Raw genomic sequence first — 22,428 nt, forward strand, 5'->3', positions numbered from 1 at the left:
GTTTAAAATTTTAGCATTTTTGCACTAACAGCTAGATTAAGCTCTGCAAAGTTTACATCTGTGTATTCTTCGCTGCCTATGTATTTAAAAATAATATTACCTGGTTTATCCAATGTTTTGTCACTAAACAAACTTAAAGTCACGTCTGCATTATTTACTTCTGGGTAAATACTTAAATTGCCAATCTCGGCTATTTTTTCAAGCTTATCATTGGTATTCGATTGATAATAAGCACTTAATTTACCGTAGCTACTAAAGTCACTGTCTCGGATAAGTTTCAATTTAAGTTCTGGACGTTGATTTATCGGATTTTGAACCACCTGTACTTGCTCAATTTCAACTGTTGGGATTTTAGCGTTCTGGCGTAACACCACTGGAATGCTGTAGCTCATGATCATATTAATTTTTATTGAACTCGTACTATTTGGGTTTTCATTTGGCAACGTCTGAAATAATAAATGCGAACGATATTCACCATCTGCTAACTGTTTTGGTTTTCGAATTGCAATTTTAACGGTTTGCTTTTCACCAGGCGCCAAACGCATTTGCTTTGGTGATAAGCGCGTCATCGGGCTTAAACTTGTCGCCGTCGGCTCAAGTAAGGTTACATACCCTCCGGTTGATGTGGATTGCTTTTCGCTCCACTGCACTCGGTAAGTTTTGTACTCGTCACTGGTGTTGATCACTGTGACCTTTGCAGTACGTTGACGCTCGTCAAAACTAATACGAGTAGGAGAAATAAGTAAATTCGCCATTACCGCCTGGCTAAAAAAACAAAAGCTTAAAAGCAGTATCACGGTTAATTTATTAAACATTTAAATCCTTAATAATCCACTGAAATTTCTAAGTTTGTGGTTGTTGAATAGTCGCCGTCAACATATTGTTTGCCGCTTGTATTTATTTCTAATTTACCACCAATAAATACATGCACTTCGCTAAACTCATCGCTTTTTGCGTCTTTAGGAAAGCCATTTAAGGTCACTCTAAAGTCGGCACTACTACTTCCTTTAGTATTGTGTTGCATAGTTGCAGGAGCCACTAAATTCATAGAGACTCGAGTGCCAGGGGGGATGTCAGTGAGTATCAGCTCAGCTGGGCGACCTTCTTTAAGGATATAAATTTCGCCAGAGGTGCTAATCGAACCATCATCCTTGATAATTACAGAACCTTTTTGATCACTTTTAAGAATAACTAAGGTGCCAAAATCAAGCGCTTGTTGCTCTATACTCGCAGCTCTTGTTGACTGTGAATACAGTAGTGAGAGCATCGCAAATAACAAGAAAAAACGCATGATTAAATTAATAAGCAACTTCTAATTGAAAAGTGCCTGTGTACTCAGTATCTCGGTACGCTTCGCTAGAAGTTATTGATGCTGTAGAAAGAGTTGCACCAATATTAAACGATACATTCCCATCACTATCCGCTGTTAAGTTTGGAGAGCCGGTTGTATAGTAAGTATTAGCATTTGGGCCAGTCGTAATAAAGTATGTCCAACCACTAACTGTAAAGTTTGGTTCATTTAAGCCTTGCCCATCAGAATCTAAAACTGTCGCTGTTGGATCAGAAATAGTTAAACGAGCATTTGGGACTACTTCTGACACTGTGAAAGATGTAGGTTTGCCTTGTGCAATAATTGAAATTATGGCTGGTGCATTATCTAATCTAGATGAAATAGGATTTGCTGTAGGTTCAGGGTTGATAGTTAATGTAGCTTGATTATTACCAGTTGGATCGGCAACCGCACGGATAGTACCAAAATCTAAATCGTCAGGTCCTTTTGTCAATACAACTGTATTTTGTACTTTAACTTTCGCATCAAAACTTTCAATTTTAGCGTAAGTAGCGAATGAGCTTACTGAAACCGATATAGCAAGCAAAGTTGAAAATAATTTCATGTTAAATCCTTATAAGAGATGGGACATTACCCTATGTTGCCCCTATCTTAGATATTATCGACACTCAGAACAATTACTTTAAGCTTAATTACTGAAAAAATCAGATAAATAGCTTATTTAATTACAAAGGCTGACCAACAAATGGGGCACTCAGGCATTTTTGGCCTAAATTTTGTGCTAATGAACAAAAAACATTGGCTTCATTATAGTTTTGAAATGGTCCAACACGCAGTCCATACAAGGTAACGCCTTTATTTTGACGCTCAGTCATTACAAAACTTAATTGGCTAAATGCGTTAGGGTATTGGCGATGTAGTCTGGCTATTTTAGTTCTGACCAACTGCGGTTTTAAATACAGGCCAAGTTGTGCACCAGGTAGAGAGTCATTTAAGTAGGACTGGTTAATGTTGTTAGGAACTTGGCTTTGCTCAGTTGATGTTTCACTCAACGGTGGCAAATTAATATCATCGCGACTATGCACAACGGCAACATCATTTGGACGAAGGGCTGCTGGGTTTTCAGCTATGTTAGTATCTGCTGAAAGTGCCATTATTAACAGTTGTAGGTCAGCTTCCATAGCAGCTAAGCGATTTATGCTGTCTTGTTGGGAGTGCCACTGCTGTACATACTCTTTTACTTGTTGATCTGATATTAATGCTGGTTGCTTTTCAGGCTTGTTGATATTACTACTACACCCGTTTAATAAAATAGTTATAGTGATCAATGCAGTTGTAAACCAAGCTTGCTTTTTTAAACACATCATCTGTTAGCGCATCATGAAATAGGAATGCTGTATTGTAAGCAAAGTAAGTGCCAGTTTCAGTATTTTAGGCCATAAAAAAAGTGCCATGCTGGCACTTTTCTTAAATTGGATTAGCTAAATCAACTTAAACTAAGGTTTTAATAAAGTCACTAAGCTCATCTTTAAATTCATCACGACGCAGTGCAAATTCAATAGTTGCTTTTAAATAGCCCAATTTGCTGCCACAGTCGTGGCTACGCCCTTTAATGGAGTATGCATCAACCGCTTCTTTGTCCATTAGCATGGCAATAGCGTCGGTAAGTTGAATTTCATCACCCGCCCCAGCAGGGGTTTTCGCAAGTAATGGCCAAATATTCTTACTTAAAACGTAGCGCCCTACGACCGCTAAATTTGATGGTGCTGAGTGTACCGGTGGCTTTTCAACCATGTTTTTGATTGGCGCACTTTGTCCTTGCTCAAGCGTTGCATCGCCTAAGTCAACAACACCAAACTTATCAACATCTTGCATTGGTACTGGCTCAACCATAATTTGGCTGTGCGCGGTTTCATTAAAATGCGCGATCATTTCAGCGAGGTTATCTTTTTTAAGGTTGCTTTCTACGTCATCAATTATCACATCAGGTAAAATGACCACAAACGGTTCATTGCCGATAATAGGCGCAGCGCAGTTAATCGCATGCCCTAAGCCTTTCGCTTCACCTTGACGAACATGGATGATAGTTACATCTTTTGGACATATAGCTTGTACTTCAGCGAGTAATTGTCGTTTTACCCGTTTTTCGAGCGTTGCTTCAAGTTCAAAACTGGTATCAAAATGGTTTTCAATTGAGTTTTTACTTGAGTGGGTTACTAAAACGATTTCTTTAATGCCTGCCGCAACAGCTTCATTAACTACATATTGAATCAATGGCTTGTCTACAACCGGTAACATTTCTTTTGGAATAGCTTTAGTTGCTGGCAACATGCGAGTACCAAGACCTGCAACTGGGATCACTGCTTTCATAATATTTTTCCTTAAATAGTGACTATATTTAATGATTATACCGAAAATGGATATTTAATTGCATCGTGACATTGATAGCCATGCACCTCAAAGTCATCGCGGGTGACCCAAGTTTCAATGTCTTCGAGTGATTTAATTTTTGGATTAATCGTAAGCGTTGGTGATGCAAATGGCTCACGTTGTAACTGCACATCGCGCATTAATTCCAGTTGGTTCTCATAAATATGTGCATTAACAATTTTATGGTAAGCCTTGCCCGCTTTGTGTCCGGTGATCTGCGCAACTAACGCGAGTAATACAAAACACTGAATTTGATTGAAATTCAGGCCAAGCGGTACATCACAACTACGCTGATAAGAAGTTAGATAAAGTGTATCGCCAAGTAACGAAAAAGTATGCGTATGCATACATGGACGTAAACAACCTAAATCAAATTCACCGGGATTGTAAAAGGTGATAATCTCACCGCGATCATCCACGCCATTTTTAAGGTTATCAATCACCTTTTTTAGCTGATCTAAAGGCGTGCCATCTGGGCGCTGCCAATCTCGAGCTTGTACACCGTAAACACGGCCCATATCATCCTCACCCTTACGGTTTGGATTATTTAGCCAGGCTTGGTTTTCATTGGCGTTAGCATCCCAAGTCATGCAGCCAATGTCGCGAAATTGCGCTGCGCTACTGTAACCACGAAGGTAACCTAACAGCTCTGCGATTGCAGCTTTGTAATAACTTTTTCGGGTGGTGATCATTGGGAACTTATTGTTCGCAACGTCGTATTCAAGCTCCGCATTAATGACTGTTAAACAACGCGTTCCTGTGCGTTTATTCTCAACCCAAATACCTTCATCAACAATGCGCTGACATAATTCTAAATATTGTTTCATTATTCGCTTCTTTTTTATGCTTTACTTGCAACAGTTGGCTGTGGTTTTTTGTAAGCCCATATTATCAAACCAAGGCCTGCAATGACCATCGGCAATGACAATATTTGACCCATCGAAATAAAACCGCCAAATAAGCCTAAATGCGCATCAGGTTCACGTACGTATTCAACACAGAATCTAAATACACCGTAGCCGAGTAAAAATAATCCACCGACACTACCAGCCGGACGCGGCTTTTTAGTAAATACATATAAAATAATAAACAGGACTAGGCCTTCTAAAAACGCTTCGTACAATTGTGATGGGTGACGTGCAAGCGGCCCGCCAGTAGGAAACACCATACCCCAAGGCACATCGGTAGTTCGCCCCCATAACTCGCCATTAATAAAGTTACCAATACGCCCTGCTAACAGACCAACTGGTACTAACGGTGCAACAAAATCCCCTACTTCAAGTAACTGTTTTTTACGTGTCCAAGCAAATATACAAATCGCGGTGATCACACCCAATGTACCACCATGGAATGACATGCCACCTTGGTCAATCCTAAATAGATAGAGTGGATTTTCTATAAAATAACTAAATTGGTAAAACAATACGTAACCAATACGCCCACCCAGAATGACCCCAAGCATGCCGTAAAAAAGTAAATCACTGACTTGTTCTTTTGTCCAACTAGAGTTTGGTTTAGCTGCTTGTCTATTTGCCCACCACATCGCAAAGGCAAAACCAATTAAATACATTAAACCGTACCAACGTACGCTTAGAGGACCGACCGTAAATATGATCGGATCGATCTCTGGAAATTCAAGAGCCATATAAATTAAACCTTAACTAAAAACCATTTGAAGTGCGATAATTACGAGTAACACCGCGAACACTTTTTTTATCGTTGAAACGGGTAAATAATGCGTTGCTTTAGCCCCAATTGGCGCCATAAACCACGAAGTTATTACTATACCTAATAATGCCGGTAAATACACAAAACCTGCAAAGCCATGTTGTAAATCGGTAACTTGCCAGCCTGCGCTGATATATCCCACAGAGCCAAATAGCGCTATTACAATGCCACATGCCGCTGCACAACCAATCGCTTTTTTAATATCCACTGAAAAATAATGCAGCAACGGTACAATCAGTGCGCCACCACCGATGCCAATTAGACCGGAGAGACCGCCCATTATCGCGCTAACGGCGCCAATAATAGGACCACTCGGCATAGGTTTAGTTGCAACCGGTTTATCACGAGCTGACAGCACCATGCGGGCTGCAATAAACACTACACTTACAGCAAATACGATACGTAATAATTGTTCCGGAATTAAACTGGCTGCAAAGCCGCTGATCAAGGCGCCAAGTCCCACACCAGACATAACCCAAGGCGCAATTTCCCATGGTACATTATTGTTTTTATGATGAGCTAATGCAGATGACGCAGAAGTAAATAAAATAGAGGCAAGTGAGGTGGCGATAGCGATAATTAATACATGATCAACCGCCACAACATCAAAACTCACTAATAACGCACTGAGCACGGGCACAATAATCAAGCCACCACCTATGCCTAACAACCCAGCTAAAAATCCAACCACACAACCTAATAACGCGCAGCTGAGGATCAGTATGACTAAATCATGCATAGCAAACTCTTATATTTTAAATGTTATATGCATATACTAATCGATTATATCGGATCTTTACAGCACTCGTTTTTATAACTAAGAAGCCTGATTTGGGGTATAAAATAATTCCCCCAATTGATGTTCAATCATAAAGTTACGGGTAAGCCTAAGTACTTGTTTTGCAGTAGATTGAGCTAAACATTCTGCCAGTAGTGTTTCCATATCGCTGGCTTTTAAACGCCTTAACACCCATTTTACTTTACTTAATGATGAATAGTTCATACTTAAACGTCGATAACCCATAGCAATCAATAGTATGGCACCTTCTGGATCACCGCCTAGTTCGCCACACAAACTAAAAGACATTTCATATTGCTGGCACTCTTTTGCAACTTTTTGCAGTACTCTTAATACTGCTGGGTGATAAGGATTAAATAAATCAGCAACACGGGCGTTAGAGCGATCAACAGCGAGTAAATATTGCGTTAAATCGTTACTCCCTACAGAGCAAAAATCTACTTTTTTAGCCCATTCTGGCAGCATAAATACACTGGATGGTACTTCTAACATAACGCCAATCTCAGGGCGTTCGATCGTGTGCTCTGGGTATTGCTCTGCCAGCTCAAAATAAGCTTGCTCTAATAACGCTAAGGATTCATCAACTTCTTCTGTGCCGCTGATCATTGGTAACATTATTTTTAAGTTACCTAAGCCGATATTAGCCTTAACCATGGCTTTAAGTTGATCTAAAAATAACTCGGGGTGATCTAAAGTAACACGAATACCACGCCAGCCTAAGAAGGGGTTTTCTTCTGTTATATCAAAGTAGTCGAGTACTTTATCGCCACCAATATCGAGAGTACGCATCACTACAGGCTCTGGGTGATAGCATGATAATACTTCGCGATACCAATTTTCTTGCTCTATCTGTGAGGGAAACTGGCCTTTTTGCATAAACCACGCTTCAGTGCGGTATAAGCCGACACCATCGCAGACCTTGGTATTCACTTTTTCGGTATTGAGATCTAAACCCGCATTGAGCAATAGACTAATATGCTCGCCATCTAATGTTATGGCATCACACTCTTGTTCAGCTATAAACTTATCATTGAGTAGACTTTCTTGATGTTGTAGTTGCAAATATTCAGTTTGTAGCATTTGCGAAGGCGAAATATACAGCCGCCCAGCATAGGCATCTAATATCATTTCTTTACCATCAAACTGCAACAGTGGTAAATCTTCGATGCCCCAAATTGCCGGGATCCCCATGGCACGGGTTAAAATTGACGCATGGCTATTAGCTGCGCCATTGACACTCACCACCCCGACCAAATGCCCTTTGGGTACTTCTGCAAGCATGGCTGGCGTTAAGGTGTTTGCGATAAGGACGGTATCTTTGGGGTAACTTTTTACAGCATGCTCAGTGTTAACCAAATGATGCAACACGCGTAGACCAATGTCTTTCACATCAACAGCGCGCTCTTTGATGTATGGGTCTTGCATAGCATTGAATTGCGATATCAGTCGCTCTATCACTATTTTCAAGGCACTTTTTGCACACCAACCTTCCTGTAGCTGTGCTTCAACATTTTGCCCTAAGCTTTTAGCATCGAGTAGTTGCTGATAGACATCAAAAACAGCTAACGCCTCTTTAGGGATTGAATCACTGAGCGTCATCGACAAGGTATTAAATTCTTTGCGAGTAGCTGCAACAGCTTGCGTAAATAAGCGCCGTTGCTCTGCGTTGTTTTCGTCTTTTTTTAATTCGATAGACTTAAAATCAAGCTTTGGCAGAATAACAAATGCCTGCCCTATCGCAATCCCTGGCGCACTTGAAACCCCTTTAAGCACCGAGGTTTGATGGGAAAATTCATCTTGGCGTAGGACTTCTTTGATTTCAGCATGCGCTAATTGTGAGGCAAGTTGCGCAGATAACGTAATTAAGAATGACTCTTCGTCTTGGCTAAATACTCGGGCCATTTTTTGTTGTACAACAATAACGCCCAGTACTTTTTTTTGATGTACCACAGGCACAGACAAAAATGCGTTATAGCCTTCTTCATTTACTTCAGGAGAGAGTTTAAAGCGCGGATGAGATTTGGCAAAGGCGATATTTATTGGCTCTTCTCGTTGCGCAACTAAGCCAACAAGGCCTTCGGTAAAACCGATTCTAAATTTACCAACCGCAGCAGGGTTTAGCCCTCTGGTGGCCATTAGAACGAAATTATCTTGGCTGTAATCAGCAAAGTAAATGGAGCAGCACTCAGTTTTCATGGCATCTTTCACCATTTCAACAAAACATGCTAGCGCACTATCCAAACTCGCTTGTTGCGAAACGGACTCGGCAATAGCTCTGAGTGTAGCCAGCATAATACTGCTCCTTTATATTATTTACCTTTGTGTCGCCAATTATCTTTAGGTTGTTCTCGTTTATTAAAAGGCATCGCAAAAGGCGCAAATTCTTTCATAACACGACGATAGACATCTCGCTTAAACGATACAACTTGCCTTACCGGATACCAATAACTTACCCAGCGCCAATCATCAAACTCAGGATGATGTGTTTTTAGTAAGTTAACGTCTTCATCTTTACAACGCAGTTTCAGTAAAAACCATTTTTGCTTTTGCCCAATACACACCGGACTTGAATCTCGGCGGATCAAACGCTTGGGCAACTTATAACGTAACCAATGTTTTGAACTTGCAACAATTTCTACATCTTCAGGACGCAAGCCGACCTCTTCGTGCAATTCACGAAACATGGTCTGCTCTGCGGTTTCACCACTATCAACTCCCCCTTGAGGAAACTGCCAAGAGTGCTGACCATAACGTCTGGCCCAAAAAACCTGCCCCTGATTATTGCAAATTACAATTCCGACATTGGCACGAAAACCTTCGGCATCAATCACCTTAGTGCCTCATTTGTAAGTCGATTTTTAATGATTGTTCCACATTAGCTGCGATACGGCAATCAATAATGCCAGTTTTACGCATCTTACTCACAGCTTGTGCATAACTTTAGTTTATACAGCTCATTTTGCAAACAAATCCACAATGGCAGATCTAATAACTCGCCTTTTCCACAGTTTCTGTGGATAACATTGTTTATAGTTGTGTATTTATCCCAACAAGTTATCAACCACGTTGGCTGCCATTGCTAATGAAACAGTTAAAAACCATTAAATTCAATGTATTAAGCTTAAAGTCAGCAAGTTTCAGTTTGTCTAAAAACACAGCAAACAACCTTTGAACAAAAAACACCCAAACACAAAGATATCCACGGTTAAACTCTTTTGCTATCATCAGTAATGAATTTATACAACTAAATAACCTGCGATGAAGCCGATAAAACCACATTCAATCAATGAATTAATGCAACGAGTTAGCAACATTGCAGGACTGACATTAGGTCAATTAGCGAGTCAATATCAGTTTAAAACACCGGTGCATTTATTAAAGGAAAAAGGCTGGACAGGCCAATTGATTGAATATGCACTGGGTGCAACAGCAGGCTCAAAACCCACTCCTGATTTTGAAGAACTTGGCATAGAGTTAAAAACCTTACCAATTTCCTATAAAGGTAAACCACTAGAGACTACCTTCGTGTCGGTTACACCATTATTAAATGTAACAGGTATGACATGGCAGCACAGCAATGTGCGCAAAAAACTCAATCATGTATTGTGGCTACCCATACTTGGCGAGCGAGACATTGTGCCATTTGATCGCACCATCGGCAGTGGCTTTTTGTGGCACCCCTCCGCAGAGCAAGACGCGCAATTGCAACGAGACTGGGAAGAGCAAATGGAACTGATTGCACTAGGGCGTGTTGATGAGATTTCCGGGCATTTAGGCGATGCAATGCAAATTCGCCCAAAAGCTGCCAACAGTCGCATTGTCACCGATGCCATTGGCCCTAATGGGCAAATTATTAAAACCCTGCCCCGCGGCTTTTATTTAAAAACCAGCTTTACCGCAGAGATTTTAAAGCAACAGTTTCAGCTTTAGCGCCAAAATATGCCCGAGGTAAACTCATACCTACATAAAAAAATCCCCGCAGTTGCGAGGATTTTTAAAAGCTTAAATCATATTCTTAGAAAAGAATTACTGACCTTTTACTTCTTTAAGACCATTGTACGGTGCTTTAGCGCCTAATTGCTCTTCGATACGTAGCAATTGGTTGTACTTAGCAACACGATCAGAGCGGCTCAATGAACCTGTTTTAATTTGACCTGCAGCAGTACCTACCGCTAAATCAGCGATGGTTGCGTCTTCGGTTTCGCCTGAACGATGCGATATAACAACTGTAAAGCCTGCATCTTTCGCCATTTTGATTGCAGCTAACGTTTCAGTTAGTGAACCAATTTGGTTAAATTTAATTAAGATTGAGTTAGCAATACCGTTGTCGATACCACGCTTTAAGATCTTAGTATTAGTTACGAATAAATCGTCACCCACTAATTGGATCTTGTCGCCAAGTAATTTTGTTTGGTGTGCAAAACCATCCCAATCAGACTCATCAAGACCATCTTCAATCGATACGATTGGGTATTGCTCAGTCAAATCTTTAAGGAAATAGTTAAACTCTTCAGACGTGAATTTTTTACCTTCGCCTTTAAGGTCGTAGATATTTGCTTCTTTGTCGTAAAACTCAGAGGCAGCACAGTCCATAGCAAGTGTAATGTCTTTACCAAGCTCGTAGCCTGCATTAGCAACAGCGACTTTAATTGCTGCAAGTGCCGCTTCGTTTGAAGCAAGGTTTGGTGCAAAGCCACCTTCATCACCAACGGCTGTTGAATGACCGTCTGCTTTAAGTACTTTTGCAAGGCTGTGGAATACTTCTGCGCCCATACGTAGGCCTTCGCGGAAGTTAGCAGCACCAACTGGCTGGATCATAAACTCTTGAATATCTACAGAGTTATCAGCATGCTCACCACCATTGATGATATTCATCATTGGTAATGGCATAGAATAAACACCTGGCGTACCGTTTAGGTCTGCAATGTGCTCATAAAGCTCTACTTTTTTAGACTGTGCAGCGGCTTTAGCTGTTGCAAGTGATACAGCTAAGATTGCGTTGGCACCTAGTTTTTCTTTATTTTCAGTACCATCTAAATCAAGCATGATTTGATCAACCGTGCTTTGCGCTAATGCACTTTGACCTTCTAATGCACTGTTAATTTCATTATTAATGAAACCAACAGCCTTTAATACACCTTTACCTAAATAACGTGCTTTATCACCATCACGTAATTCTAGTGCTTCGCGAGTTCCTGTTGATGCACCAGAAGGTGCTGCAGCGCGACCCCAAGAACCGTCAGCTAAATGTACATCAGCTTCTACAGTTGGGTTACCACGCGAGTCCATAATTTCGCGACCGATCACTTTTACGATATTTGACATCTTGATTCCTCTTTTCCCAAAATGGTGAGTCTACTCCGACTTTATTAATTTTCCTTAATGCCGTCGGTTTTAAAAACAAATAAGCCGTGCATAGAGCACGGCTTATTCACATTACGATGACGCTTTTTGATGAGTATGCGCAGCGGCAACAAACCCTTCAAACAACGGATGACCATCGCGTGGTGTTGAGGTGAATTCCGGGTGGAATTGAGCCGCAATAAACCACGGGTGATCTTTATTCTCGATGATCTCAACTAGCTTTTTATCTTCCGATAAACCAGTGAAGCTCAAGCCAGCTTGTTCAAGCTGTTCAACAAAATTATTGTTTACTTCGTAACGATGACGATGACGCTCAACAATCTCGTCACTACCATATACTTCACGTACTTTAGAACCTGGTGTTAAATGACATTTTTGTGCGCCTAAACGCATTGTGCCACCTAAATCAGATTTCTCATTACGTGTTTCAATATTACCTTCAGCATCTAACCACTCAGTGATCAAACCAACAACAGGGCTTGCTGAGTTAGCATTGAACTCTGTTGAATTTGCATCAGTCAAACCGGCAACATTACGTGCGTACTCAATTAGCGCAACTTGCATGCCTAAACAAATACCAAGGTAAGGTACTTTATTTTCGCGAGCATATTGAGCCGCTAAAATCTTACCTTCAACGCCACGACCACCAAAGCCACCAGGTACTAAAATAGCATCAAGGTTAGCAAGTAGTTCAGTGCCTTTGCTTTCTACATCTTGCGAATCAACATATTGAATATTAACTGTTAAACGGTTTTTAAGACCTGCATGTTTAAGTGCTTCGTTTACAGATTTATACGCATCTGGTAATTCAATGTATTTACCAACCATACCAATGGTCACTTCACCCGTAGGGTTTGACTCTTGGTATAACACTTGTTCCCATTCAACTAGATCGGCTTCTGGAGCGTCAAGGTGAAAGCGACGACATACAAAGTTATCTAGCTCTTGCGATTTTAATAACGCAGGAATTTTATAAATGCTGTCTACATCTGGTAATGAAATAACCGCTTTTTCTTCAACGTTAGTGAAAAGTGCAATCTTCGCACGTTCGTTGTTTGGTAATTTACGATCTGAACGACAGATAAGAATATCTGGCTGAATACCAATTGAGCGTAATTCTTTTACAGAATGTTGAGTTGGTTTGGTTTTCACCTCACCTGCTGGGCCTAAGAATGGCACTAGCGTTAAGTGAATAAACAATGCGCGCTCACGGCCAATCTCTGTGCCTAGCTGACGAATTGCTTCTAAAAATGGTTGTGACTCAATATCACCAACCGTGCCACCGATTTCAACGATTGCCACATCATGGCCTTCAGCACCGTCGTAAACACGTTGCTTAATATCGTTGGTAATATGTGGAATTACCTGAATTGTTGCACCAAGGTACTCACCACGACGTTCACGACGCAGCACATCTTCATATACACGACCTTGTGTGAAGTTGTTACGGCTTGTCATTTTGGTACGGATGAAACGTTCATAGTGACCTAAATCAAGGTCAGTTTCAGCACCGTCTTCGGTGACAAATACTTCACCATGTTGAATTGGGCTCATTGTGCCTGGGTCAACGTTGATATAAGGATCCAGCTTTAAAATGGTAACATTTAAACCGCGGGCCTCTAAAATAGCTGCCAACGATGCTGCTGCAATACCTTTACCCAACGAGGAAACAACCCCGCCGGTAACGAAGATAAATTTTGTACTCATGCGAACCCTAGAATATCAGGAATTAAAAGGAAAAATATAGAATCAAGACGGGGCGAAATTATAGCAAAGGCACTGCCATCAATCCAGTGAAAGTTAGCAATTCTCTGCACAAAAAACGCACTCAGAGTCCATCCTTATTTACACAGGCTTTTTTATCGCTTCCCATGCGGCGTCCATTTGCTCGAGCGTTGCCGTATCCAGTGACTGTCCTCGCTCAGTTAAATATGCTTGAACTTTTTCAAAGCGTACTGAAAATTTATCATTTGCAGCACGTAATAGTTGCTCTGGATCGCGTTTAATATGGCGTGCGACATTCACCGTCGCAAACAACAAGTCCCCTACTTCTTCAGCGCTGTGCGCTGAATAGGGATCAACCGCGAGCGCTTCTTTTACTTCATCCACTTCTTCGGCCACTTTATCTAGTGCGCCATGATAACTTGGCCAATCAAAACCGAGCCCGGCAACCCGTTGCTGAATTTTTTTGGCCTTACTTAAACTCGGTAAGTTTGCGGGTATATCTTGCCACAGTGAAGGCGGAGCATTATTGGCTTTTTCTATACGTTCTTGTGCTTTTATAGCTTGCCATTGCTGAGCAATTTGTTCATCGGTTAAATTCTGTTGCTGGGCAAAAATATGCGGATGACGCCTTATCAACTTATCATTGAGCCCTTGCACAATATCATGAAAATCAAACAAGCCTTGCTCTTTACCAAGCTGCGCATAAAAAATCACTTGAAACAGTAAATCACCCAGCTCAGTTTTTAATTCAGAAAAGTCACCTCGTTCTATACAGTCGGCAACTTCATAGGCTTCTTCAATAGTATGCGGCACTATGGATTTAAAGTCTTGCTTTACGTCCCAAGGGCAACCCGTTTTAGGATCGCGTAACCTAGCCATAATAGTCAATAACTCAGATAATGCATTTTGCTGACTCATATTACCCTCTAATGGCTGCGCTTGGCTTCATGTACACCTTCAATTTGATGCAGCTTCGATAACAGTCGATTCGTGCTTGATAAATCATGCACTTCAACTTGCATCGTAAATAGCGCTAATTGTCGGTCGTCCACAGTTTCCATGTTCATATTCAGCACATTGACTTTTTCATTTGCCAGTACGGAACTGATATCGCGAATAAGCCCTGCTCTATCGCTGGCTTCGATTTTAATCGCTAACGCATACGAGCCGTTAATTTCGTCTGACCAACTAACTGCCACAACCCGTTCAGGGTGCTGTGACTTAAGGTTAGTAAATGAATCACAATCATCACGGTGCACGGCAATACCGCGTCCTTGGGTGATATAGCCGATGATCTGCTCACCAGGTACTGGGCGGCAACATTTAGCCACGTGACTCATTAAACTACCTACCCCATCAACCACGATACCGTTTTTATCGCCACTGTTTTTGGTTGGATTTTTAAAGCGGATCACCGGCTCGTCATCAGAGCGATCCGTTATAAAGTTAAGCAGCTGATTTAAGCGTACATCGCCCGCACCAATCGCGACCATTAAGTCTTCAAGCTCTTTAAAGTTATAACGCGAAATAGCCGGCTCTAAATGCTTGTAGGTCAGATCAAGTTTCTGCAATTCGTTATCAAGAATTTCTTTGCCGGCACTGAGGTTTTTATCACGGTCGAGTTGTTTGAACCAATGATGTATTTTCGCTCTAGCACGGGACGATTTAATGTAGCCCAGCGATGGGTTTAACCAATCGCGACTTGGATTCGGTTGTTTTTGGGTTAAAATTTCAACCTGATCCCCCGTATGCAATTGATGAGTAAATGGCACTATTTTGCCAAATACTTTGGCGCCAATACAGCGGTGCCCTACATTTGAGTGAATATAGTAAGCAAAATCCAGTGGTGTTGCGCCCAGTGGCAAGTCAAAGATATCGCCACGTGGGGTGAAAACATAAACTCTGTCTTCAACAACTTGGTTTTTGAGTTCATCCGCTAAATCGCTACCATCAACCACTTCTTCTTGCCATTGCAGTAATTTACGCAACCAGCTAATTTTTTGCTCATAGCCAGAACCACGCCCTGGCAGCGCACCTTCTTTATACATCCAGTGCGCAGCCACACCAAGCTCTGCATCTTGGTGCATGGCATGAGTTCGAATTTGAATTTCAACGGTTTTGCCCTCTGGGCCAAACACCACTGTGTGAATCGATTGATAGCCATTTTGTTTAGGGGTGGCAATATAATCATCGAATTCTTTATTAAGATGGCGCCAATTTGTATGTACTATGCCCAGCGCACCGTAACAATCTTGCAATTCATCGACCACAATACGCATGGCGCGAATATCAAACAGCTGATCAAATTCATAATTTTTTTGCGCCATTTTTTTATAGATGCTGTAGATATGTTTTGGCCGACCATAGACCTCACCTTTGATGCCTGCTTGAGCAAGTTTATTTTTAACTTGTTCAACCATATCGACCATATAGGCTTCACGACCGAGTCGTTTGTCATCCAATTGTTTAGCAATATTTTTATAAACATCTGGGTGCAGATAACGAAACGCTAAATCTTCCAACTCCCATTTTAATTGGCCAATCCCTAAACGGTTAGCAAGTGGCGCAAAAATATCGGCGGTTTCTTTTGCGGCAATAACGCGCTCTTCTTCACTGGCGTTTTTAACATCACGCAAATGGCATACTTGCTCTGCAAGTTTGATAACAACAGCACGAACATCCTCTACCATGGCTAGTAACATACGGCGGATATTATCCACTTGAACGGTACCAGTACCTTGATGAGCCAAGGTGCTAATAGTTGCCATTTGCGAAACACCGGTTAATAGAGTTCCTACATGATTGCCCATCACGTCAGTGACTTTTTCAATATCAATCAGATCAGCTAAAAAGCATGGCGTAATATACGCTGTTGCTAAGGTATCTGCGTCGAGATTCATTTCCACCAAAATTTCGACCATTTCCATGGCAATATTTTGTTGCTGATGATTGTGCAGTTCAGCGCAAAGGGTATTCGCTTTAGTTAATAACTCGCATTTTTCTTGCGTTAAATTCAGTAAACCAAGTCGTGTGCTGAAATCACCCGGTTTGTCGTGCTGGTGTGATTGCCGAGTAGCTACCATAATGCGCTCTACCTCCTTTGAAATAACGCCATTGTTTCAATATGTCCGGTGTGTGGAAACATATTCATTAGCCCAATTTTTTGCAGTGAAAATCCAGCTTGCGTAATAATTGCACTGTCACGGGCTAAAGTAACAGGATCGCAAGATACATATAAAATCGTTTTAAATTGCTTAAGAGGCAGTTGCTCTAAAATAGCGAGTGCGCCAGTACGTGAAGGATCGAGTACTAATATATCCAACTCTTTACTAAACCATGGCGCTTGCTGCATGTTTTGAGTTAAATCAAAACAATGAAAATGAGCATTGGCTATATGGTTAGTTTGCGCATTTTGCGCTGCCATTGCAACCGCTGAAGCAACTCCTTCGACACCAACAACAGTTTTTGCATTGTTTGCCAGCGCTAACGAGAAGTTACCGATGCCACAAAATAAATCTAGTACTTGCTCGTCTCCATTTAAGTTAAGCCAATCAACTACTTGAGATAACATAGCCTGATTAACCTGCGCATTTACCTGAATAAAGTTTTCCAAGCCAAATTCAAACTTTAAACCAAGTTCAGGTAATTGATAAAATGGCATCGCTACATGGTCGTGATTAATGTGTTGCGTTTCGCCCTGCCATATTATTTGCCACTGGTGAGTTAACCCTAGTGCTGCAATGGTATTTTTTAATTTATCACTAATGGTTTTAGTATGGCGGATCACCACAAAGTTTTGTTCATCCGCCTGGCATAATTGTATATGACTGACACTACGAAGTTCATTGTATTGATTTAACAGTTCATCAAATACAGTGAAAATATCCGTAAACGCGTCACTTAATACCGCACAGTGTTGCACGCTTACTATTTGTTTAGAGCCTTGCGCACGATAACCTACACGCATTTTTTTTGCGGTTTTATCAAACATCACAGCTAAACGCGCACTGCGGCGATAGTGTGTTGATTCGCTCAATAACGGGGCTTGCCAGTTCATAGCATCAAGCTTGGCGAACTTGGCAAACAACTGGCTCACCGCTAATTGCTTTTCAACTAGTTGCTGATCAAGACGCAAGTGTTGCAGCTGGCAACCTCCACATTGTTGATAGTACTCGCAAAATGGTTTTACTCTGGCATCACTCCGATGGTCGACTTTTACTGTTTTCGCAGCACTATAACGGGCTTTATCTTCGATTAATTTGGCTTTAACCGTTTCACCGGTTAGAGCACCACTGACAAAGCACACTTTATTATTGTGTTTGGCTATGCCTCGACCTTGATGATCCATACCGGTAATGGCTAACGTTAATGACTGCCCTGAAAGGGTTTTCTTTTTTGCTTGGAAAAACTGCGCCATCGGGCAACACCTTAAATATTGATTCTACGAGGGTGATTGATTACTAGCTTATAAGTATATACTCTTTAACTAACTAATAATGATAACAACGTTCACTTATGACTAAACTTGGTTTGCGCGACTCAGTTTTAACGCTAACACTCATTCCCACTGTGATTATCGGATTACTCCTTGGCGGCTATTTTACAATAAATCGTTACATTGAGCTTGATGAAATTTTATATCAGCAAGGTACAACCATTTCTGAGCCACTTTCGATCGCGATTGAACAACCGTTATTAGCTAAAAATAAGCAGCTATTAAATCGTTTGATCAGCCACGCGCACAATAAACATTCACCAGCAATTAAGAGCATCGCCATTTTTGACGAGCACAACGAACTGGTATTAACCAGTAATTACCACCGTGATTTTGATGATCTAATGCATACTGAGCACTTGCAAGTAAGCAAAAATACTAAAGTGATCAACAGCAGTCAGCTGATTACTTTTTTCACCCCTATCATCAACCACTCAACCCCAGATGCACAGTGGAACAACGCCGCTTTTCAAACCTCACTTGGCACTGTGGTTATTCAGCTCAATAAAGATCAAGCTATTATTGGTCAACAGCAAGCATTATTAGTCAGTGGTATTGTGATCATTTTGGCCTTAATGTTAGCCGCGATCCTAGCTATCAGGCTGAGCCACATGTTTATGAACCCATTAAATAAGTTAGTACTTGCTACCGACAAGCTAATAGAAGGTAAAAGAGAAACGGGCCTAACAACACCAATGATGGGGGAGTTCGAACTATTACGCCAAGGCCTTAACACCATTTCCGATACTATGGTGATGCAAAAAGATGAAATGCAAAAGCACATTGATCAAGCGACCAGTGATTTACGCGAATCATTGGAACTGTACGAAACGCAAAATATTCAGCTCAGTATTGCTAAAACCGATGCCCAAGATGCCAACCGCGTAAAGTCTGACTTTTTAGCAAAAATGAGTCATGAACTACGCACGCCGCTAAATGGGGTTATCGGCTTTACCCGACAATTACATAAAACACCGCTAAATAAACACCAAAAAGATTACCTCGATACTATTGAGCTCTCAGCAAATAGTTTAATGACTATCATCAGTGATATTTTAGATTTCTCTAAGCTTGAAGCGGGCGCCATGGAGCTTGAATCGATCCAGTTTCAACTTCGCGATACCATCAATGAAGTACTTACTTTACTTGCCCCTAGTGCACATGAGAAGCAGCTAGAGCTATCAATTTATATTAATGCGCAGGTGCCTGATAACATTACAGGCGATCCTACTCGCTTTAAACAAGTGCTGATCAACCTGATCAGCAATGCAATTAAATTCACCGAAAAAGGCGCGATTAAAATTGATGTAGGCCATCGCTTACTTGATGAAGAACGTACTTCTATTTTGGTGTCAGTGACCGACACTGGTGTGGGTATTCCAATGGATAAACAAGATGCCTTGTTCACGCCATTTGGCCAAGCAGACTCTAGTATTACCCGTAAGTTTGGTGGCACAGGGTTAGGCCTTATAATCACTAAACACATTGTTGAAAACATGGGTGGTCGCATTACCTTAAACTCGGCACCAGGCAGTGGCACCTGTTTTACTTTTAATAGTGTTTTTAGATTACCAAATCATACTTATACCAGCGACTTACCGAGTAAATCGCTCGCAAACAAACGTATTTTATACCTAGAACCGCACGAGCATACCCATCATGCCGTACTCTCGTTGCTGACCGAATGGCAAACTCAAGTTACTGCATGCTTTGATCAAGAAAGCTTTTTACAAGAACTCAATAAAGAGTTTAATTACGATATTTGCATTATTGGTCACGTGGCCGCTGTTGACGAAATGCAACGATTAAAAAGCTATATCAAAGCAGTCCGTGAATCGACCGACTACCTGTACTTAATGCTCAATTCGGTATCGCACAATATGCGCGAAGCCTATATAGGCTGTGGCGCTGATGCGTGTTTAAGTAAACCACTTAACCACCGTAAACTCTGTGAAGTGTTGGCCGCACCATATCGACTCGATCATCCAGTACATAATATTGAAGAGAATGACGAGAAACTATTGCCACTAAAAGTATTAGTCGTTGATGATAACGATGCCAACTTAAAGTTAATTTGTACTTTGCTAGAAGAGCAAATTGAAGTCATTGATACCGCTCACAATGGCTCACAGGCCTATAGTTTGAGCAAAAGCCATAAATACGACATTATCTTTATGGATATTCAGATGCCAATTATGGACGGTATTACCGCCTGTAAATTGATCCGTGAATCATCATTAAACGAAGATACACCTATTATTGCCGTTACGGCTCACGCCTTAGCGGGTGAAAAAGAACAGCTCATTAAAGATGGTTTTAAAGGTTATTTAACCAAACCAATTGATGAGGACATGCTGAAACAAATTATTAGTGATCACAGCCCTCAAGCACCAATTAGACGTGACAAAAGTCGCCATGATTTAATCACTCTTGAGCCACCATTTACTAGCACCTCACTAGATTGGTCTTTAGCCCTGCAACGTGCCGGTGGTAAAAACGAGCTGGCACTAGAAATGCTCAATATGTTATTGCTAAGCGTACCTGAAACCTTACGCCTACTTGATGAAGCAACCGAAAAGCAAGATTGTGAACACCTATTAAGCATTATTCATAAGTTTCATGGTGCCTGTTGCTACACCGGTGTGCCAAAGTTAAAAGCGCTCGCAGAAGCATTGGAAACCGCATTAAAAGGTGATTGTGATTTAAGTTATATTGAACCTGAGTTATTTGAGTTACAAGACGAACTTAATAACCTGATGAGTGATGCAGGCTTAGCAGAGCCTTAACGGCACTGTCGCGCAAGCGCTTCTCCTGTTTTTAAGCTGCTGATCTGCCATGCTACTGTGGCATTTTGTTGAGCCAATGTGACCTTAGCAATATCACTAACCATGTAATCACCAGGCACATTTAATCGTGTTAAGTAACTCGATAAAGACTGCTGGCAATATGGACCTGTGTCACCGTGGATCACTAAAACGGGTTTTTTCACCGTACTGGCAAACTCACGTAGTGCATCTCGGTAAATCTTAAAACCATCACACTCTTGATGCAGCGCTGCGTCACATGCAGGTTGATCCGTTTGATGAGTATAGATATCAGCTTGAAAGGCGATTACATACCCTTTCGCTGTTGGGTTTGCTTGTGCCAACCACTGCAGATTATTTACATCTCTTGCATCGGCTTGTTGATAAGCAAGCTGTTTATCACTGTTGAGTATCTGCCTACGACCATTATGCGTGCCAGCAATATGCAGCGTCATAAACTCAACATCGGCGAATTGCCAACGAGCATTTTCTATCATACTTGCTTGGTACTTAAATTTTTCTAGTTGCTTAGCTTTTTCAAAATAGGTGCGATCGTACATCAGACTTTTTAAAAATACTAAGCGCGCTAATTCATCATAGCGGGGGGTTAAATTCGTTCGATCGCAATCAGTCCATTCATTATCACCTGGGGTATAAATAAATGGTTGGGAAGATAACGAGCTTAACAATTGTTTGTTTTTTGTCAGCAGCTCATCTGTACACGGCTCAGCCCCTGATTTCAGATCACCTACATGAAGTAAAAAAGCATGTTCTGTGCTATTTATTTTGCTGCCTAAAACTCCCGTTGGCATTAAATTTAGTTCATCTATTGGGGTGTATGGCATATCCCCCATGACCAAAAATGCATTGCTAGCCAACACCCAGCTTAAGCTGATAAGACCCATCATGATATCCTTAATGACACGTTACAAAACGACCATAATAAGCTCTCATACTAACAAACAAATGAACACCTAAATAAACGGCTTTTTTTTATCAGACTTGCTAAAATGGCGACATAGTTCCTGCAGAATTAATTGATTATGCCTTTTTCCACCACTTATACATTAGATAAACCTTATTTCTATGAATGTTTTGATGAGTCACTGCCCTATAGTGCCCAAGCAAAACCCAAATATGCATTGTTAGTATTGTTGGTAAGTTTAGGACTGATCGCAATCTATGCGATGAATAAGCATTATTTAGGTAATTTTTTAATTTTGGTGGCTGTGCTTGAATGCGTAGCATTTTATTATCGCAGGCCTTGGTGGGTAACGCGACAAATGCTCAGTCGTGCATCAGGATCAGAAGCTACTTTAACCATAGATGAAGACGGTTTTAAGAGTGTTAATCTACATAAGAGTTACCAGCTAACGTGGCAAGATATCGATGAGGTGATTTTTACTCCTCGCGGTATTATTTTAAAAAGCCGCCGCGGTATGCAGTATATTTCAAATAGCGTACTCAGTGATGAGATGATTGAATACATAAAAAAAAGAGCCACTAAATAGTGGCTCTTTCATATCAATTAAATTGATTAAGCATTGCCCGGGTTCGGGTTAGACTTTTCAGCTTGAATACGCATGTAAATTTCTTCACGGTGTACTGAAACGTCTTTAGGTGCGTTAACACCAATACGTACTTGATTTCCTTTAACACCTAGTACAGTGACAGTTACTTCGTCACCAATCATTAGGGTTTCACCTACTCGACGAGTTAGTATTAGCATTCTCTTGCTCCCGTATTCCAATAAATTAAAAGATTCCGCGTTTGTATCTTAAAGAAAATAAAG

General features: G+C 41.1%; 20 protein-coding genes. 3 read left to right on the forward strand and 17 right to left on the reverse strand.

All coding sequences use genetic code 11. The features are described 5' to 3' along the window. Positions 1-2: 2 nt before the first annotated feature. The 10 genes from NDQ71_RS06685 to rppH all read right to left on the reverse strand — a co-directional run bounded on the left by NDQ71_RS06685 (position 3) and on the right by rppH (position 9,079). On the reverse strand, positions 3-815 hold the full coding sequence (locus NDQ71_RS06685) for a molecular chaperone (protein WP_192541548.1): 813 nt from the start codon (positions 813-815) through the stop codon (positions 3-5). A gap of 8 nt (positions 816-823) precedes the next feature. After that, entirely contained in the window at positions 824-1,291 is a 468-nt protein-coding gene (locus tag NDQ71_RS06690; protein ID WP_192541549.1) for a DUF4402 domain-containing protein, read from the reverse strand. A gap of 7 nt (positions 1,292-1,298) precedes the next feature. Next, positions 1,299-1,895 carry a DUF4402 domain-containing protein gene (locus NDQ71_RS06695; RefSeq protein ID WP_192541550.1) on the reverse strand — a complete coding sequence of 199 codons (597 nt, stop codon included), beginning with the start codon at positions 1,893-1,895 and terminating at the stop codon, positions 1,299-1,301. Positions 1,896-2,016: 121 nt separating this feature from the next. Continuing rightward, on the reverse strand, positions 2,017-2,658 hold the full coding sequence (locus tag NDQ71_RS06700; RefSeq protein WP_192541551.1) for an SPOR domain-containing protein: 642 nt from the start codon (positions 2,656-2,658) through the stop codon (positions 2,017-2,019). A gap of 124 nt (positions 2,659-2,782) precedes the next feature. After that, positions 2,783-3,661, reverse strand: coding sequence for a UTP--glucose-1-phosphate uridylyltransferase GalU (gene galU / locus NDQ71_RS06705; RefSeq protein ID WP_192541552.1), 879 nt, complete (start codon positions 3,659-3,661; stop codon positions 2,783-2,785). Positions 3,662-3,696: 35 nt separating this feature from the next. Continuing rightward, positions 3,697-4,548 (reverse strand): thymidylate synthase, encoded by an 852-nt coding sequence (locus NDQ71_RS06710; protein WP_192541553.1) that lies wholly within the window; start codon positions 4,546-4,548, stop codon positions 3,697-3,699. 14 nt (positions 4,549-4,562) lie between these two features. After that, positions 4,563-5,366 (reverse strand): prolipoprotein diacylglyceryl transferase, encoded by an 804-nt coding sequence (gene lgt / locus NDQ71_RS06715; protein WP_192541554.1) that lies wholly within the window; start codon positions 5,364-5,366, stop codon positions 4,563-4,565. Between the two features lie 12 nt (positions 5,367-5,378). Beyond that, complete coding sequence (locus tag NDQ71_RS06720; RefSeq protein WP_301562481.1) at positions 5,379-6,188, reverse strand: sulfite exporter TauE/SafE family protein; 810 nt, start codon at positions 6,186-6,188, stop codon at positions 5,379-5,381. 78 nt (positions 6,189-6,266) lie between these two features. Beyond that, a complete protein-coding gene (ptsP, locus tag NDQ71_RS06725; protein ID WP_192541556.1) occupies positions 6,267-8,540 on the reverse strand; it encodes a phosphoenolpyruvate--protein phosphotransferase in 2,274 nt (757 codons plus the stop codon). A gap of 17 nt (positions 8,541-8,557) precedes the next feature. After that, the gene (gene rppH, locus NDQ71_RS06730; protein ID WP_064666466.1) at positions 8,558-9,079 is read right to left on the reverse strand and encodes an RNA pyrophosphohydrolase; all 522 of its coding nucleotides are present in this window, start codon (positions 9,077-9,079) and stop codon (positions 8,558-8,560) included. Positions 9,080-9,506: 427 nt separating this feature from the next. On the opposite strand from rppH, the gene mutH reads away from it, so the two are divergent. Continuing rightward, positions 9,507-10,178 (forward strand): DNA mismatch repair endonuclease MutH, encoded by a 672-nt coding sequence (gene mutH, locus NDQ71_RS06735; protein WP_192541557.1) that lies wholly within the window; start codon positions 9,507-9,509, stop codon positions 10,176-10,178. 96 nt (positions 10,179-10,274) lie between these two features. Here the strand turns inward: mutH and eno are convergent, their stop codons facing one another. The 5 genes from eno to rlmD form a co-directional block, all read right to left on the reverse strand. Further along, a complete protein-coding gene (gene eno, locus NDQ71_RS06740; protein ID WP_064666464.1) occupies positions 10,275-11,573 on the reverse strand; it encodes a phosphopyruvate hydratase in 1,299 nt (432 codons plus the stop codon). Positions 11,574-11,684: 111 nt separating this feature from the next. Beyond that, positions 11,685-13,319 (reverse strand): CTP synthase, encoded by a 1,635-nt coding sequence (locus NDQ71_RS06745; protein ID WP_064666463.1) that lies wholly within the window; start codon positions 13,317-13,319, stop codon positions 11,685-11,687. 138 nt (positions 13,320-13,457) lie between these two features. Then, on the reverse strand, positions 13,458-14,255 hold the full coding sequence (gene mazG, locus NDQ71_RS06750) for a nucleoside triphosphate pyrophosphohydrolase (RefSeq protein WP_192541558.1): 798 nt from the start codon (positions 14,253-14,255) through the stop codon (positions 13,458-13,460). A gap of 8 nt (positions 14,256-14,263) precedes the next feature. Further along, entirely contained in the window at positions 14,264-16,420 is a 2,157-nt protein-coding gene (relA, locus tag NDQ71_RS06755) for a GTP diphosphokinase (RefSeq protein ID WP_064666461.1), read from the reverse strand. Between the two features lie 8 nt (positions 16,421-16,428). Then, the gene (rlmD, locus tag NDQ71_RS06760; RefSeq protein WP_192541559.1) at positions 16,429-17,754 is read right to left on the reverse strand and encodes a 23S rRNA (uracil(1939)-C(5))-methyltransferase RlmD; all 1,326 of its coding nucleotides are present in this window, start codon (positions 17,752-17,754) and stop codon (positions 16,429-16,431) included. 98 nt (positions 17,755-17,852) lie between these two features. Between rlmD and barA the strand changes: the two genes are divergently transcribed. Then, positions 17,853-20,618, forward strand: coding sequence for a two-component sensor histidine kinase BarA (gene barA, locus NDQ71_RS06765; RefSeq protein ID WP_301562482.1), 2,766 nt, complete (start codon positions 17,853-17,855; stop codon positions 20,616-20,618). Here the strand turns inward: barA and NDQ71_RS06770 are convergent. Continuing rightward, entirely contained in the window at positions 20,615-21,544 is a 930-nt protein-coding gene (locus NDQ71_RS06770) for a hypothetical protein (protein WP_192541561.1), read from the reverse strand. The two genes, barA and NDQ71_RS06770, sit on opposite strands and share 4 nt — an antisense overlap. A 135-nt stretch (positions 21,545-21,679) precedes the next feature. Between NDQ71_RS06770 and NDQ71_RS06775 the strand changes: the two genes are divergently transcribed. After that, a complete protein-coding gene (locus NDQ71_RS06775; protein WP_064666457.1) occupies positions 21,680-22,147 on the forward strand; it encodes a YcxB family protein in 468 nt (155 codons plus the stop codon). A gap of 26 nt (positions 22,148-22,173) precedes the next feature. On the opposite strand, the gene csrA is transcribed toward NDQ71_RS06775, so the two are convergent. Continuing rightward, entirely contained in the window at positions 22,174-22,365 is a 192-nt protein-coding gene (gene csrA / locus NDQ71_RS06780; RefSeq protein WP_004587515.1) for a carbon storage regulator CsrA, read from the reverse strand. Positions 22,366-22,428: the final 63 nt, after the last annotated feature.

This window comes from Pseudoalteromonas sp. KG3 (assembly GCF_030436385.1).
GTDB classification, from domain to species: Bacteria; Pseudomonadota; Gammaproteobacteria; order Enterobacterales; family Alteromonadaceae; genus Pseudoalteromonas; species Pseudoalteromonas prydzensis.